Genomic DNA, 13302 nt, shown 5'->3' on the forward strand with positions numbered 1-13302 from the left:
ACGGGCAGCGGGGCCGGTGCACCCGCCGTCTACCGTGGGGTGTTCTCCCGTCGTACCCGGAGGTGCTCCGTGCTGTCCCGCATCGACCTGCGTGGTCCTGCTCTGCCCGGGCCGCGTGAGCTCGCCCAGCTGCTGCCGCGCGCCGGCGTCGACATCGACTCGGTGCTGGACGTCGTCCGGCCCATCTGCGACGACGTGCGGCTGCGCGGCGCGGAGGCGGTCCGCGAGATCACCGCGCGGCTGGACGGCGTGGACGTCCCGGACATGGCCGTGCCGCAGGCCGCGCTGGACGAGGCGCTGGCCACCGTCGACCCCGCGGTGCGCGCCGCCCTGGAGGAGTCGATCCGCCGGGTGCGGATCGTGCACGCCGACCAGCGCCGGACCGACGTCACCACCGACGTGGTGCGCGGCGGCACCGTCACCGAGCGCTGGGTGCCGGTGCGCCGGGTCGGGCTGTACGTGCCCGGCGGCCTGGCCCCGCTGCTGAGCTCGGTGGTCATGAACGTCGTCCCGGCGCAGCTGGCCGGCGTCACCTCGATCGCGGTGGCCAGCCCGCCGCAGCGGGACAACGGCGGCCTGCCCGACCCCGGGGTGCTCGCGGCGTGCGCGCTGCTGGGCGTCACCGAGGTGTACGCGGTCGGCGGGGCCCAGGCGATCGCCGTCTTCGGCTACGGCGCCGGCTCCTGCGCGCCGGTCGACCTGGTCACCGGGCCGGGCAACGTCTACACGACCGCGGCGAAGCGGCTGCTGCGTGGCCTCGTCGGCATCGACTCCGAGGCCGGCCCGACCGAGGTCGCCATCCTGGCCGACGACACCGCCGACCCGGTGCACGTCGCCGCCGACCTGATCAGCCAGGCCGAGCACGACCCGCTGGCCGGTGCGGTGCTGGTCACCACCAGCGAGGAGCTCGCCGACGCCGTCGGTGAGCTGCTGCCCGGACAGGTGGCGGCCACCAAGCACAGCGACCGGATCACCACCGCGCTCGGGGGCACCCAGTCGGGCATCGTGCTGGTCGACGACCTGGACGCCGGGCTGGCCGTGGTCGACGCCTACGCCGCCGAGCACCTGGAGATCCAGACCCGCGATGCCCGCGAGGTGGCGATGCGGGTGCGCAACGCCGGCGCCGTCTTCGTCGGCCCGTGGGCGCCGGTCTCCCTCGGCGACTACGCCGCCGGCTCCAACCACGTGCTCCCCACCGGCGGCTGCGCCCGGCACTCCAGCGGGCTCAGCGTCCAGACGTTCCTCCGTGGGATCCACGTGGTCGAGTACGACGAGCAGGCCCTCGCCGAGGTCGCCGGGCACATCGACGCCCTGGCCGGAGCCGAGGACCTGCCGGCACACGCCGCCGCGGTGCGGGCCCGGCAGCAGTCGCCGTCCCGGTCGTGACGGCGATGGAGGCGCTCCCGCTGCGGCCGGAGCTGCGTGGCCGGTCGCCGTACGGCGCGCCGCAGCCACCGGCCGAGCACCGGCTCAACACCAACGAGAACCCGCACCCGCTGCCCCCGGCGCTGCTGGCGGACCTCCAGGTGGCCCTGGCCGAGGCGGCCACCGGCCTCAACCGCTACCCCGACCGGGACGCCACGGCGTTGCGGGCCGACCTGGCCGCCTACCTCACCCGCACCAGCGGCGAGCGGGTCGCCCCGGCGCAGGTGTGGGCGGCCAACGGCTCCAACGAGGTGCTGCAGCAGGTGCTGCAGACCTTCGGCGGTGCGGGTAGGACGGCGCTGGGCTTCACCCCGTCCTACTCGATGCACCCGATCCTCAGCGCGGGCACCGGCACCGCCTGGGTCGACGGGCACCGCCGCGCCGACTTCACCATCGACCCGGCGGCCGCTGCCGCCCAGGTGCGCGAGGTGCGGCCGGACGTCGTCTTCGTGACCAGCCCGAACAACCCGACCGGCACCGCGGTGGAGCTGGACACCATCGCCGCGCTGTACGAGGTCACCGACGGCGTCCTGGTCGTGGACGAGGCCTACACCGAGTTCGCCCGCACCGGCACGGTCTCGGCGCTCTCGCTGCTGCCCGGGCGCCCACGGCTGATCGTCAGCCGCACGATGAGCAAGGCGTTCGGCATGGCGGGGCTGCGGCTGGGCTACCTGGCCGCCGACCCCACCGTGGTCGACGCGCTGCAGCTCGTCCGGCTGCCGTACCACCTCAGCTCGCTGACCCAGGCCGCGGCGCGGGCCGCGCTGGCGCACACCGAGCAGCTGCTGGCCACGGTCGCCCTGGTCAAGGCCGAGCGCGACCGGATCGTCGCCGCGCTGCCCGCAATGGGGCTGACCAGCGTGCCCAGCGACGCCAACTTCGTGCTGTTCGGGCACTTCACCGACTCCGCCGCGGCCTGGCAGGCGCTGCTGGACCGCGGGGTGCTCGTGCGCGACGTCGGCCTGCCCGGCTGGCTCCGGGTCACCGCCGGCACGACCGAGGAGACCGACGCGTTCCTCACCGCGCTGGGTGAGGTCGCACCGGCGCACCGCAGCTCTCTGGGAGGATCGCCGGCATGAACCGCACCGCACGGGTCGAGCGCACGACCAAGGAGACCAAGCTCGTGGTCGAGGTCGACCTCGACGGCACGGGGGCGGCCGACGTCGCCACCGGGGTCGGCTTCTACGACCACATGCTCACCGCGCTGGCCAAGCACAGCGGCATCGACCTGACCGTGCACGCCGACGGCGACCTTCACATCGACGCCCACCACACGGTCGAGGATGTCGCCATCGCCCTCGGCCAGGCGTTCGCCGAGGCACTCGGGGACAAGCGCGGCATCACCCGCTACGGCGACGCCACCATCCCGATGGACGAGGTGCTGGTGCAGGCCGCCGTCGACCTCTCCGGCCGGCCGTACTTCGTGCACGCCGAACCCGAGAACATGATGCCGATGATCGGGCCGGACTACCCGACCAGCCTGACCAAGCACGTGCTGGAGTCCTTCGCGTTCAACGCGCGGATCAGCCTGCACGTGCGGGTGCTCTACGCCGGCCGGGACGCCCACCACATCGTCGAGGGCCAGTTCAAGGCCCTGGCCCGTGCGCTGCGCACCGCGGTCGCGCTCGACCCACGGGTCACCGACGTGCCCTCGACCAAGGGCGCTCTGTGAGCTCGTGAGCTTCGGCGTCGCGCTCATGGTCCTCGGCGGGTTCCTGCTCGGCGGCGCGTACAGCATCTTCCGGGCCGACTCCGACACCGACGGGCGCACCGGGGTGCAGGTGGCCTTCGCCGTCATCCTGCTGGTCGCCGCGCTGCTGGCGACGGCGGCCGGCGTCCTGCGCCTGGTCTAGGGGACGGTCGCCCCGCAGCCCGGGAATGCCGGCGGGCCGCAGAGGGCTGGTGGGTAGCGTGGCAGCTGTGAAGAAGGTCGTCGTCCTCGACTACGGGTCGGGCAACCTGCGCTCGGCAGAGCGCGCACTGACCCGGGTGGGCGCCGACGTGACCGTGTCCGCCGACCCGGAGGTCGCGCTCGAGGCCGACGGTCTCGTCGTCCCCGGGGTGGGCGCCTACGCCGCCTGCATGGACGGGCTGCGGGCCGTCGACGGGCCCAAGGTCATCGGCCGGCGGCTGGCCGGTGGGCGTCCGGTGCTCGGCATCTGCGTGGGCATGCAGATCCTGTTCGAGCGGGGCGTCGAGCACGGCCAGGACACCGAGGGCTGCGGTGAGTGGCCCGGCGTCGTCGAGCAGCTGCACGCGCCGGTGCTCCCGCACATGGGCTGGAACACCGTCTCCTCGCCGGCGGGCTCGAAGCTCTTCGCCGGCCTGGAGGGGCAGCGCTTCTACTTCGTGCACTCCTACGGGGTGCGGGAGTTCCCGCTCGCCGAGCCCGGCGTCACCGGCCGGCTGACCCCGCCGGCGGTCACCTGGGCCGAGCACGGCGACCGGTTCGTCGCCGGGGTGGAGAACGGGCCGCTGTCGGCGACCCAGTTCCACCCGGAGAAGAGCGGCGACGCCGGCGCCGCACTGCTCACCAACTGGCTCGACACGCTCGACTGACGAAGGACCCCCTCCTCCCGGCCCCGCTGCAGGGGCCCGCCGCGAGCTCGCGAGTGGTGGGGGGCAGCGGGGTCCTTCATCAGCTGCGCAGGTAGCTGGCGCCGTTGACGTCGATGATCGTGCCGGTGGAGAACCGGGCGCCGGGGGAGGCCAGCCACAGCACCGCGGAGGCGACCTCGGCGGGGTCGGCGACCCGGCCGTAGGGCGACTGGGCCCGGACGGCGTCCCCTCCGGGACCGTCGAGCACCTCGCGGGCCATCTCGGTCTGCACGAACCCGGGGGCCACGGTGCCCACGGAGATGCCGTGCGGGGCCAGTGCGAGCGCCATCGACTGGCCGAAGGCGTTCAGCCCGGCCTTGGACGCGCCGTAGGCGGGGTTGTTCGGCTCCCCCCGGAACGCGCCCCGGCTGGAGACGTTGACCACCGCGCCGCCACCGGCGGCGATCAGGTGCGGCAGCGCGCGGAAGGTCGCGTTCGCCGGGCCGACCAGGTTGACCGCCAGGGTGTGCTGCCAGGCCGCCTGCCACTCGTCGTAGTTCGTCTGCAGCGGCGGGTGCGCGGTGAAGACGCCGGCGTTGTTGACCAGCACGTGCAGCCCGCCCAGCGCCTCGGCGGCCTCGTCGACCATCCGGCCGACGGCGATGGGGTCGGTGAGGTCGGCCTGCACCAGCACGTGCCCGTCGCCGGGCAGCTCGGCGAGCACCTGCTCGGCCCGCTCCCGGGAGCCGCCCCAGTGCACCGCCACCCGGTCGCCCTGGGCGGCGAACGCGAGTGCGATCGCGCGGCCGATGCCGCGGGAGGCGCCGGTCACCAGGACGGCGCGCGAGGTCGGGGTCTGCGGGTCCACGGGGGGAGTCAACCAGTCACCAGCTGCCGCGGTGGACGACCTCGTCCACCCCCCGCCGACCGCGCTCGAGCGACGGCGACCGCTTGTCCTCGGTGCCGGGGTAGCCGACCGAGACGCAGCCGATCGGTGCGTACGCGGCCGGCACCCCGAAGGCCTCGCGGAAGGCAGCGATGCGCTCCGGCGGGACACCGAAGAAGCACGCGCCCAGCCCCTCGTCGACCGCGGTGAGCAGCATCAGCAGCGACGCCATCCCGGTGTCGACGTCCCAGTAGGGCACCGGCCAGCGGGCCTCGTCACGGTCGGTCCAGCCCTTGTCGGGCTCCGCGTAGCGCTCCAGGTAGGCGGCCTTGTGCGACAGCGGCACGACCAACAGCGGGGCGCGGCGCATCCGGGTCAGCCAGCCGTCGGGCGCACCGGGACCGGTGGTCGCCGTCCAGAAGCGGTCGCGCTCCGCCGGCGTCTCCAGCACCAGGAACGCCCAGCCCTGGCTGAACCCGGCCGACGGCGCCCGGATCGCGTGCTCGAGCAGCCGCTCGCGGACCTCGGCCGGCACCGGCCGGTCGGGGTCGTAGTCACGCACCATGCGGCGCCGGCGGACGACGTCCCTGAACTCCATGGGCCCCACCCTGCCGCAGCGGGCGCCGGGTCAGGCCACCCGGCCGAGCCGGGCCAGCAGGCGGGCCTCCCGGTCGGCGTCCGCGGGCACGTCCAGGGCCGGGCGGCAGATGCCCTCCATGTGGAGGGCGGCTCCGAAGCCGTCCGCGCCGGCCTCGACCCGGTCCAGCTCCTCGTCGCTGAGGTCGGCGTCGGCGCCGACGGCGCGGGCGACGTCCCAGCGGTGCACGACCATGTCCCACACGTAGAACTGCTCGAAGGTGGCGCCGACCGTGGTGCGCCCGAAGAAGCCGTCGAACTCCCGGGAGGCCACGGCCTCGTCGGAGACGGCCCCGGTGACCCGCTCCGCGTGCCCGCGCCAGGCGGCGGCCGGGTCGGCGGCCACGTCGGGTGCCTCGCCCAGGTCCACGCCGTGCGTGGTGAGGAACTCCCGCTGCGTCCCGATCACGTGCCCGACGACGTCGGCGGCGGTCCAGCCCTCGCACGGGGACGGGCGCGACCAGCCGGCCGGGGGCACGGTGTCGAGCAACGCGGTGAGGGGACGGTCGGCTGCTGCGTAGCTCGTGGCGGTGGAGGTCATGGCCCGGGAACCTAGGGGCGTGCGGCAGGCTCGGTCTTGATGAAAGCCGACAGCCGGCCCCCGGACGGCGGGACGACCCCGCGGGACGCCGTGGAGCGCGCCCACCTCAAGGAGCCGGACGACGTCTCGCACGTCATGTACCGGTACCCGGTGGACCCGGGGTTCGACGGGCTGCTGCAGCGGTTCTGGATCCCGGTCTGGTCGGTGCCCGCGGGGCGGGAGGCGCCGCAGCGGGTCCTGCAGTACCCGGTGTCGCTGGTCGTCGTGGCCGCCGACTACGCCCGCTTCTACGGCGTCGTGTCCGGGCTGTCCACGACGACGTTGACCGGCACCGGGTGGGCGGTCGGGGTGATGTGCGCACCCGCCGCCGGCTCGCTCATCGCCGGCGGGCCGATGAGCGACCACACCGACCGGCACGTCGACGTGGCCGACGTCCTGGGTCCGGCGGGGGAGACGCTGACCGCCCGGGTCCGCGCCGCGATGGCCCCCGACCCGCATGCCCCGGCCGCGCACTCCGCCGCCATGGCGGCCTTCGGCGCCGCACTGCGACCGCTGCTGCCGGTCGACGCCGACGGCGAGCTGGTCAACCGGGTGGTGGCGTACGTGGAGGGCGACCGTGAGGTCCTCCGCGTCGCCCAGGTCTGCGCGCAGTTCGGCCTCTCCGAGCGGGCCCTGCAGCGGCTGGTCCACCGCCGCCTCGGGCTGACCCCGAAGTGGCTGATCCAGCGACGCCGGCTGCAGGAGGCCGCGGAGCGGCTCCGCGCGGGCCCGGCCGACCTCGCCGGGGTGGCCGCGTCCCTCGGCTACGCCGACCAGGCGCACTTCACCCGCGACTTCGCCCGCGTCACCGGCGTCCCACCAGGGCAGTTCGCCGCCCGCTACGGGACCGGCGGCTCACGCGGCCCCGGGAGCGGCGTCTCCTAGGCTGTGCCCGTGCCGAAGCTCCAGCTGCTCCCTGCCGTCGATGTCGCCGACGGCCTCGCCGTCCGCCTGGTCCAGGGGGAGGCCGGCAGCGAGACCTCCTACGGCGACCCGCTCGAGGCGGCGCTGGCCTGGCAGCGCGACGGCGCCGAGTGGGTGCACCTGGTCGACCTGGACGCCGCCTTCGGGCGTGGCTCCAACCGCGAGCTGCTGGCCCGGGTGGTCGGTGAGCTGGACGTCGACGTGGAGCTCTCCGGTGGCATCCGGGACGACGAGTCGCTGACCGCCGCGCTGGCCACCGGCTGCCGCCGGGTCAACCTGGGCACCGCCGCGCTGGAGTCCCCGGAGTGGTGCGCGCGGGCGATCGCCGAGCACGGCGACCGGGTCGCCGTCGGTCTGGACGTGCGCGGCACCCGGCTGGCCGCCCGCGGCTGGACCAAGGAGGGCGGCGAGCTGTACGAGACCCTCGCCCGGCTGGACGCCGAGGGGTGCGCCCGCTACGTCGTCACCGACATCACCAAGGACGGCACGCTGCGCGGCCCGAACCTGGAGCTGCTGCGCGAGGTCTGCGCGGCCACGCCACGTCCGGTGGTCGCCTCCGGCGGCGTCAGCTCGCTGGAGGACATCCGCGCGCTGGCCGCGCTGACCGAGGTCGGCGTCGAGGGCTCGATCGTCGGCAAGGCGCTCTACGCCGGCCAGTTCACCCTGCCCGAGGCGCTGGCGCTGACCGAAGAACTGGCATGAGCGCGCTCCGGCTCGGCTCGGGGGCTCCCTGGGAGGCGGTCGTCGGCTACAGCCGGGTCGTCGTCGCCGGCGACACCGCGTGGGTCAGCGGCACCACCGCGACCGTCGACGGGCAGGTGGTGCACCCCGGGGACGCCGGCGCGCAGACCCGGGTGGCGCTCGCCACCATCGCCCGCTCGCTGGACGAGGCCGGGTTCGCGCTCGGCGACGTCGTCCGCACCCGCATGTACGTCACCGACATCAGCCGCTGGGAGGACGTCGGGCGGGTGCACGGGGAGTTCTTCGGCGACGTCCGGCCGGCCACCGCGATGGTGCAGGTGGCGGCGCTGATCGACCCGGCGATGCTGGTCGAGGTCGAGGCGGACGCCGTACGGGGTGCGGCATGAGCCTGGCCGTGCGGGTGATCCCCTGCCTGGACGTCGACGCCGGCCGGGTGGTGAAGGGCGTCAACTTCGTCGACCTGGTCGACGCCGGTGACCCGGTGGAGATGGCCCGGGTCTACGACGCCGAAGGTGCCGACGAACTGACCTTCCTGGACATCACCGCCAGCTCCGGTGACCGGGAGACCACCTACGACGTCGTCCGGCGCACGGCGGAGAGCGTGTTCATCCCGCTCACCGTCGGCGGTGGGGTGCGCAGCGTCGCCGACGTCGACCGGCTGCTGCGCAACGGCGCGGACAAGATCGCGGTGAACACCGCGGCGGTCACCCGGCCGGAGCTGATCGCCGAGATCGCCGACCGGTTCGGCAACCAGGTGCTGGTGCTGTCGCTGGACGCGCGCCGGGTGCGGGACGGCGTGCAGACCGACTCGGGTTTCGAGGTCACCACCCACGGTGGCCGGCGCGGCACCGGCCGGGACGCCGTGGAGTGGGTGGTGCAGGCCGCGCAGCTGGGCGTCGGTGAGGTGCTGCTGAACTCGATGGACGCCGACGGCACCCGCGCCGGCTTCGACACCGACCTGATCTCCGCCGTCCGCCGCGAGGTGACCGTGCCGCTGATCGCCAGCGGGGGAGCGGGCGCGGTCGACCACTTCCCGCCCGCGGTGGCGGCCGGCGCCGATGCGGTCCTGGCCGCCAGCGTCTTCCACTTCGGGCAGCTGCGCGTCGGCGACGTCAAGCAGGGGCTCGCCGCCGTCGGGGTGCCGATCCGGCAGGAGGCCGACCGCCCGCTGCGGTGAGTGGGGAGTCAGTCGACGGTGAGGTCCACGCAGGCGACCTCGCGACGGCCGCTCACCCAGAGCAGCAGCTCCAACGGGGCGCCGGTCACCGTGGTCGTCGGCTCACCGTCGTGCAGCCGGCGCTCGCTGCCCGGCGACCCGTCGGGCACGTCGCTGCGCCGCACCAGCAGGCCGGCCGTCGGCCGCTGCGACGCCTGGCCGCGGGCCAGGACCGGCACGCTCCTCCACAGCTGGTCCTGCACCTGCCGGGGCAGCTCCCGCGGTGCCCACCCCGGCTGCGCCCGCCGCACGTCCTCGTGGTGGATCACCATCTCGGCGGTGTTCATGAGCCGGTCCAGCACCGGCCAGGAGGTGGGCACCCAGGCCGGCGGGCCCGACCGCACCTCGTCGACCAGCCGGCCGTAGTCCTGCCGCTCCCGGGCCCGCCCGTGGACCCGGCCCGTCCACCGCGCGAACGGCCCACCCAGCACGAACCCCGGCATGGCGTCGGGGCGGCGGTCGCGCACCACCAGGTGGGCGGCCATGTCCTGCGTCGCCCAGCCCTCGCAGCAGGTGGGCCGGTCGGGCCCCAACTGCTCCAGCAGGTCGGCCAGCGCGGCGCGCTCCGACTGCGACACGGGCACGGCGGAGGTCGGCACGAGCCGAGGTTATCGCCGTTCCGGCACCGACGGCCCGCCGACGAGACCGGCTCGTGACCGACACCGCGGACGCCGCCCTCCCCGGCCGCTCCGGCAATTCCGTTAGGGGGCCTAAGGAACGCGAGTAGGCTGACCGCACCGACCGCCCGACCCCCTGGAGGACCCCTGTGCCGCGCCGCAGAGACGCCGTCGTCCGGCGCGGGCTCCGCCACGTACGGCGCGCCGTGCGCGAGCAACCGGGCATCTTCGCGCTGGCCTTCCTGGGCAGCAGCCTCTACGGCGGGATGACGGTCGCCAGCGCCTACGTCATCGGTGGGATCACCACCCGGGTGCTGCTGCCGGCCTTCGACGAGGGCGCCACCACCACGGCTGCGCTGACGCTGGCCGCCCTGGCGATCCTCGTCGTCGCCGTCCTGAAGATCGTCGGCATCATCGGCCGGCGGCTGTTCGCCGGGATGATGGCCTACCGGCTGCAGGCCGACTACCGCCGCCGGGTCACCGGCCAGTACCTCCGGCTCCCGCTGTCCTGGCACCAGCGGCACCCCACCGGGCAGCTGCTGTCCAACGCCAACTCCGACGTCGAGTCGGCCTGGTTCTTCGTCCAGCCGCTGCCCTTCGCCTGCGGCGCGCTGGTCATGGTGGCCATCACCAGCGTCGCGCTGGTGCTCACCGACCCCCTGCACGCGCTTGTCGGGCTGGTCGTCTTCCCCCTGGTGTTCGTGATGAACGCCGTCTACAGCCAGGTCATGTCGCCCCGGATGGCGCGCGCCCAGCAGCTGCGCGCCGAGGTCAGCGAGATCGCCCACGAGAGCTTCGACGCGGCACTGGTCGTCAAGACGCTGGGCCGGGAGACCACCGAGACCACCCGGTTCGCGGTGAAGGCCGACGAACTGCGCGACGGGCTGATCTCCGTCGGCCGAGTCCGGGGTCTGTTCGACCCACTGATGGAGGCGCTGCCGAACCTGGGCACGCTGGCGGTGCTGCTGATCGGGGCCCAGCGGGTCGCGGCCGGCGCTGCCGACGCCGGCGACCTGGTCTCCATCGCCTACCTGTTCACCCTGCTGGCGTTGCCGATCCGGGCCATCGGCTGGGTGCTGGCCGACCTGCCCCGGGCGATGGCCGGGTTCGACCGGGTGACCCCCGTGCTCGAGGCCACCGGGGAGATCCCGCACGGGCCCGACGCGGCGCCCGCCGGCGACCAGGGCGCCGTGCTCGAGCTGCAGGACGTCTCCTTCCGCTACGGCGGTGCCGCCCGCCCGACCCTGGACGGCGTCACCTTCGACGTCGCCGCCGGGCGCACGCTCGCCGTCGTCGGCCCGACCGGCGCCGGCAAGTCGACCCTCGCGGGGCTGCTGGTGCGGCTGACCGACCCGGACTCCGGGGCGGTGCTGCTCGACGGGGTCGACCTGCGCACCCTCCGCGAGGGCCAGGTCAGCGACCAGGTGGCGTTCGTCGCGCAGACGACCTTCCTCTTCGACGACACCGTCCGCGACAACGTGACCCTGGGCGGGCCGTTCTCCGACGAGCAGGTCCACGAGGCGCTGCGCATCGCGGCTGCCGACGACTTCATCGGCCGGCTCCCCGACGGCCTGGACACCCGGGTCGGCGAGCGCGGCGCCAGTCTCTCCGGCGGCCAGCGGCAGCGGCTGGCGCTGGCCCGCGCCATCGTCCGCCGGCCCCGGCTGCTGGTCCTGGACGACGCGACCAGTGCGGTCGACCCTTCGGTGGAGGCCCGGATCCTGGACGCGCTGCGCGCCGCCGACCGACCGGCCACCGTCGTCGTGGTCGCCTACCGGCAGGCCACCATCGCGCTGGCCGACGAGGTGCTCTGGCTGGAGGCCGGCCGGCTCGTCGCCCGCGGCACGCACACCGAGCTGCTCGCCCAGGTGCCCGGCTACGGCCGCCTGGTGCACGCCTACCAGCCGCCCGAGCCCGGCCCGGCCGAGCGGGAGACCGCGGGGGTGCCGGCGTGAGCGACCAGCCGGTGCTGGCCACCGACCACCGGTCAGAGAGCGCCACCGCGACCCTGCGTCGGGGCCTGCGGATGATGCCGGAGTTCCGCCAGGGCCTGCCCGCCACCTTCACCCTGGCCCTGATCGCCACCGCCGGCCGGGTGGTCGTCCCGATCGCGGTGCAGCAGACCCTGGACCGGGGGCTCGGCGCACCCGGCGGCCCGGACATCGACCTGGTCCGCGACCTGGTCGCCATCTGCGCGGTCGTCGTGCTGGTCACCAGCTTCGCGGTCTACCGGATGAACGTCCGGCTGTTCCGCACCACCGAGACGGCGCTGGCCGGTCTCCGGGTCCGGGCCTTCCGGCACGTGCACGACCTGTCGGTGCTGCACCAGCAGGGCCAGCGGCGGGGCTCGCTGGTGTCCCGGGTGACCAGCGACGTCGACCAGCTGTCGGTGTTCATGCAGTGGGGTGGGGTGCTCGGGCTGGTCAGCCTCGGCCAGCTCGTGGTGGCCACCGTCGTCATGGCGGTCTACTCCTGGCAGCTGACCCTGCTGGTGCTGATCTGCTTCATCCCGCTCGCCGTGGCGGTCAAGTTCTTCGCCCGCCGTCTCGCCGAGGTCTACGGGGTCGTGCGCGAGCGGGTCGGCGACGTGCTGGCCGCCGTGGGGGAGTCCGTCATCGGTGCGCCGACGGTGCGGGCCTACGGCGTCCGCGCCCGGACGGCGGCCCGGCTCGACGGCGCCATCGACCGGCACTACCGCGCCTCGGTGCACGCGCAGAAGGTGACCGCCGGCGTCTACGTCAGCGGGGAGTTCATCGCCGCCGTCGCCAACGCCGCGGTCGTCGTGGTCGGCGTGCTGCTCGGCATCGCCGGGGACATCAGCGCCGGCACCCTGGTGGCCTTCCTCTTCCTGGTCACGCTGTTCGTCGCGCCGGTGCAGACCGCCAGCGAGGTGCTGAACGAGGCGCAGAACGCCGTCGCCGGGTTCCGCCGGGTGCTCGACGTGCTGGACACCGAGCCCGACGTCCAGGACCCCGCCGATGGCCGGCCGCTGCCCGACGGGCCGCTGGACGTGCGCTTCGACACCGTCTCCTTCGCCTACGGCGCTGGCTCCGCGAAGGCCCTGGACGGCGTGGACCTGACCATCGCCGCCCGGACCCGCGTCGCGATCGTCGGGGAGACCGGGTCGGGCAAGACGACGTTCGCCAAGCTCGTCACCCGGCTGATGGACCCCACCGGGGGCCGGGTGCTGGTCGGTGGCGTGCCGCTGGACGAGGTGGCCTTCGCCTCGCTGCGCGAACGGGTCGTGATGGTGCCCCAGGACGGGTTCCTCTTCGACGCCTCGGTGGCCGCCAACGTGCGCTACGGCCGACCGGACCTGACCGACGCGGAGATCATCGCCGCCTTCGACGAGCTCGGCCTGCGGGACTGGCTGGACGGGCTGCCCGACGGCGTCGCCACCCCGGTGGGCCAGCGCGGGGAGTCGCTGTCGGCGGGGGAGCGGCAGCTGGTCGCGGTGGCCCGCGCCTACGTGGCCGACCCCGACCTGCTCGTGCTGGACGAGGCGACCAGTGCGGTCGACCCGGCCACCGAGATGCGGCTGACCCGGGCGCTGGACGCGCTGACGAGCGGGCGCACCACGCTCACCATCGCGCACCGGCTGTCCACCGCGGAGCGGGCCGACGAGGTGCTGGTCGTGGACGCCGGCCGGGTGGTCCAGCGCGGCACGCACGCCCAGCTCGTGGACGCCGACGGGCCCTACGCCCGGCTGCACGCCTCGTGGCGCCGCAGCTCCGGCCGGCAACCCGAACCCGCCGCCTGACCCGCCCGTCCGGTGCCG

General features: G+C 74.7%; 15 protein-coding genes. 11 read left to right on the top strand and 4 right to left on the bottom strand.

Annotated elements, in window-relative coordinates; genetic code table 11:
• Positions 1–69: 69 nt before the first annotated feature.
• The 5 genes from hisD to hisH are packed head-to-tail and all read left to right on the top strand — an operon-like array spanning position 70 to position 3984.
• Complete coding sequence (gene hisD, locus IN07_RS22175) at positions 70–1386, top strand: histidinol dehydrogenase (protein ID WP_036340747.1); 1317 nt, start codon at positions 70–72, stop codon at positions 1384–1386.
• Between the two features lie 5 nt (positions 1387–1391).
• Positions 1392–2504, top strand: coding sequence for a histidinol-phosphate transaminase (locus tag IN07_RS22180; RefSeq protein ID WP_052091637.1), 1113 nt, complete (start codon positions 1392–1394; stop codon positions 2502–2504).
• Positions 2501–3097, top strand: a complete 597-nt coding sequence (gene hisB / locus IN07_RS22185) for an imidazoleglycerol-phosphate dehydratase HisB (RefSeq protein ID WP_036340753.1) — start codon at positions 2501–2503, stop codon at positions 3095–3097. Before IN07_RS22180 ends, hisB begins: the two co-directional genes overlap by 4 nt.
• A 4-nt stretch (positions 3098–3101) precedes the next feature.
• On the top strand, positions 3102–3278 hold the full coding sequence (locus tag IN07_RS26010; RefSeq protein ID WP_197058606.1) for a hypothetical protein: 177 nt from the start codon (positions 3102–3104) through the stop codon (positions 3276–3278).
• Positions 3279–3336: 58 nt separating this feature from the next.
• Entirely contained in the window at positions 3337–3984 is a 648-nt protein-coding gene (gene hisH / locus IN07_RS22190; protein ID WP_231558534.1) for an imidazole glycerol phosphate synthase subunit HisH, read from the top strand.
• Positions 3985–4063: 79 nt separating this feature from the next.
• Here the strand turns inward: hisH and IN07_RS22195 are convergent, their stop codons facing one another.
• From IN07_RS22195 to IN07_RS22205, 3 genes are read right to left on the bottom strand one after another with little or no spacing between them, the layout of a single operon-like run.
• On the bottom strand, positions 4064–4831 hold the full coding sequence (locus IN07_RS22195) for an SDR family NAD(P)-dependent oxidoreductase (RefSeq protein WP_036340761.1): 768 nt from the start codon (positions 4829–4831) through the stop codon (positions 4064–4066).
• Between the two features lie 16 nt (positions 4832–4847).
• The gene (locus IN07_RS22200) at positions 4848–5447 is read right to left on the bottom strand and encodes a nitroreductase family protein (protein WP_036340764.1); all 600 of its coding nucleotides are present in this window, start codon (positions 5445–5447) and stop codon (positions 4848–4850) included.
• 30 nt (positions 5448–5477) lie between these two features.
• Positions 5478–6026 (bottom strand): TIGR03086 family metal-binding protein, encoded by a 549-nt coding sequence (locus IN07_RS22205; protein WP_036340766.1) that lies wholly within the window; start codon positions 6024–6026, stop codon positions 5478–5480.
• 39 nt (positions 6027–6065) lie between these two features.
• On the opposite strand from IN07_RS22205, the gene IN07_RS22210 reads away from it, so the two are divergent.
• The 4 genes from IN07_RS22210 to hisF are packed head-to-tail and all read left to right on the top strand — an operon-like array spanning position 6066 to position 8868.
• On the top strand, positions 6066–6950 hold the full coding sequence (locus IN07_RS22210; protein ID WP_052091639.1) for a helix-turn-helix domain-containing protein: 885 nt from the start codon (positions 6066–6068) through the stop codon (positions 6948–6950).
• Between the two features lie 9 nt (positions 6951–6959).
• A complete protein-coding gene (gene priA / locus IN07_RS22215; protein WP_036340769.1) occupies positions 6960–7691 on the top strand; it encodes a bifunctional 1-(5-phosphoribosyl)-5-((5-phosphoribosylamino)methylideneamino)imidazole-4-carboxamide isomerase/phosphoribosylanthranilate isomerase PriA in 732 nt (243 codons plus the stop codon).
• Positions 7688–8077 carry a RidA family protein gene (locus IN07_RS22220; RefSeq protein ID WP_036340771.1) on the top strand — a complete coding sequence of 130 codons (390 nt, stop codon included), beginning with the start codon at positions 7688–7690 and terminating at the stop codon, positions 8075–8077. The genes priA and IN07_RS22220 overlap by 4 nt, the downstream gene beginning before the upstream one ends.
• Entirely contained in the window at positions 8074–8868 is a 795-nt protein-coding gene (hisF, locus tag IN07_RS22225) for an imidazole glycerol phosphate synthase subunit HisF (RefSeq protein WP_036340774.1), read from the top strand. The genes IN07_RS22220 and hisF overlap by 4 nt, the downstream gene beginning before the upstream one ends.
• An 8-nt stretch (positions 8869–8876) precedes the next feature.
• Here the strand turns inward: hisF and IN07_RS22230 are convergent, their stop codons facing one another.
• Positions 8877–9506: a TIGR03085 family metal-binding protein gene (locus IN07_RS22230; protein WP_052091640.1), complete on the bottom strand. Its 630-nt coding sequence runs from the start codon at positions 9504–9506 to the stop codon at positions 8877–8879.
• 167 nt (positions 9507–9673) lie between these two features.
• Here IN07_RS22230 and IN07_RS22235 point away from each other — a divergent pair, with 167 nt between their 5' ends.
• Both IN07_RS22235 and IN07_RS22240 read left to right on the top strand, forming a co-directional pair.
• Positions 9674–11479: an ABC transporter ATP-binding protein gene (locus IN07_RS22235; protein ID WP_036340777.1), complete on the top strand. Its 1806-nt coding sequence runs from the start codon at positions 9674–9676 to the stop codon at positions 11477–11479.
• On the top strand, positions 11476–13284 hold the full coding sequence (locus tag IN07_RS22240; RefSeq protein ID WP_052091641.1) for an ABC transporter ATP-binding protein: 1809 nt from the start codon (positions 11476–11478) through the stop codon (positions 13282–13284). The genes IN07_RS22235 and IN07_RS22240 overlap by 4 nt, the downstream gene beginning before the upstream one ends.
• Positions 13285–13302 lie beyond the last annotated feature (18 nt).

The organism is Modestobacter caceresii (assembly GCF_000761485.1).
GTDB lineage: Bacteria > Actinomycetota > Actinomycetes > Mycobacteriales > Geodermatophilaceae > Modestobacter > Modestobacter caceresii.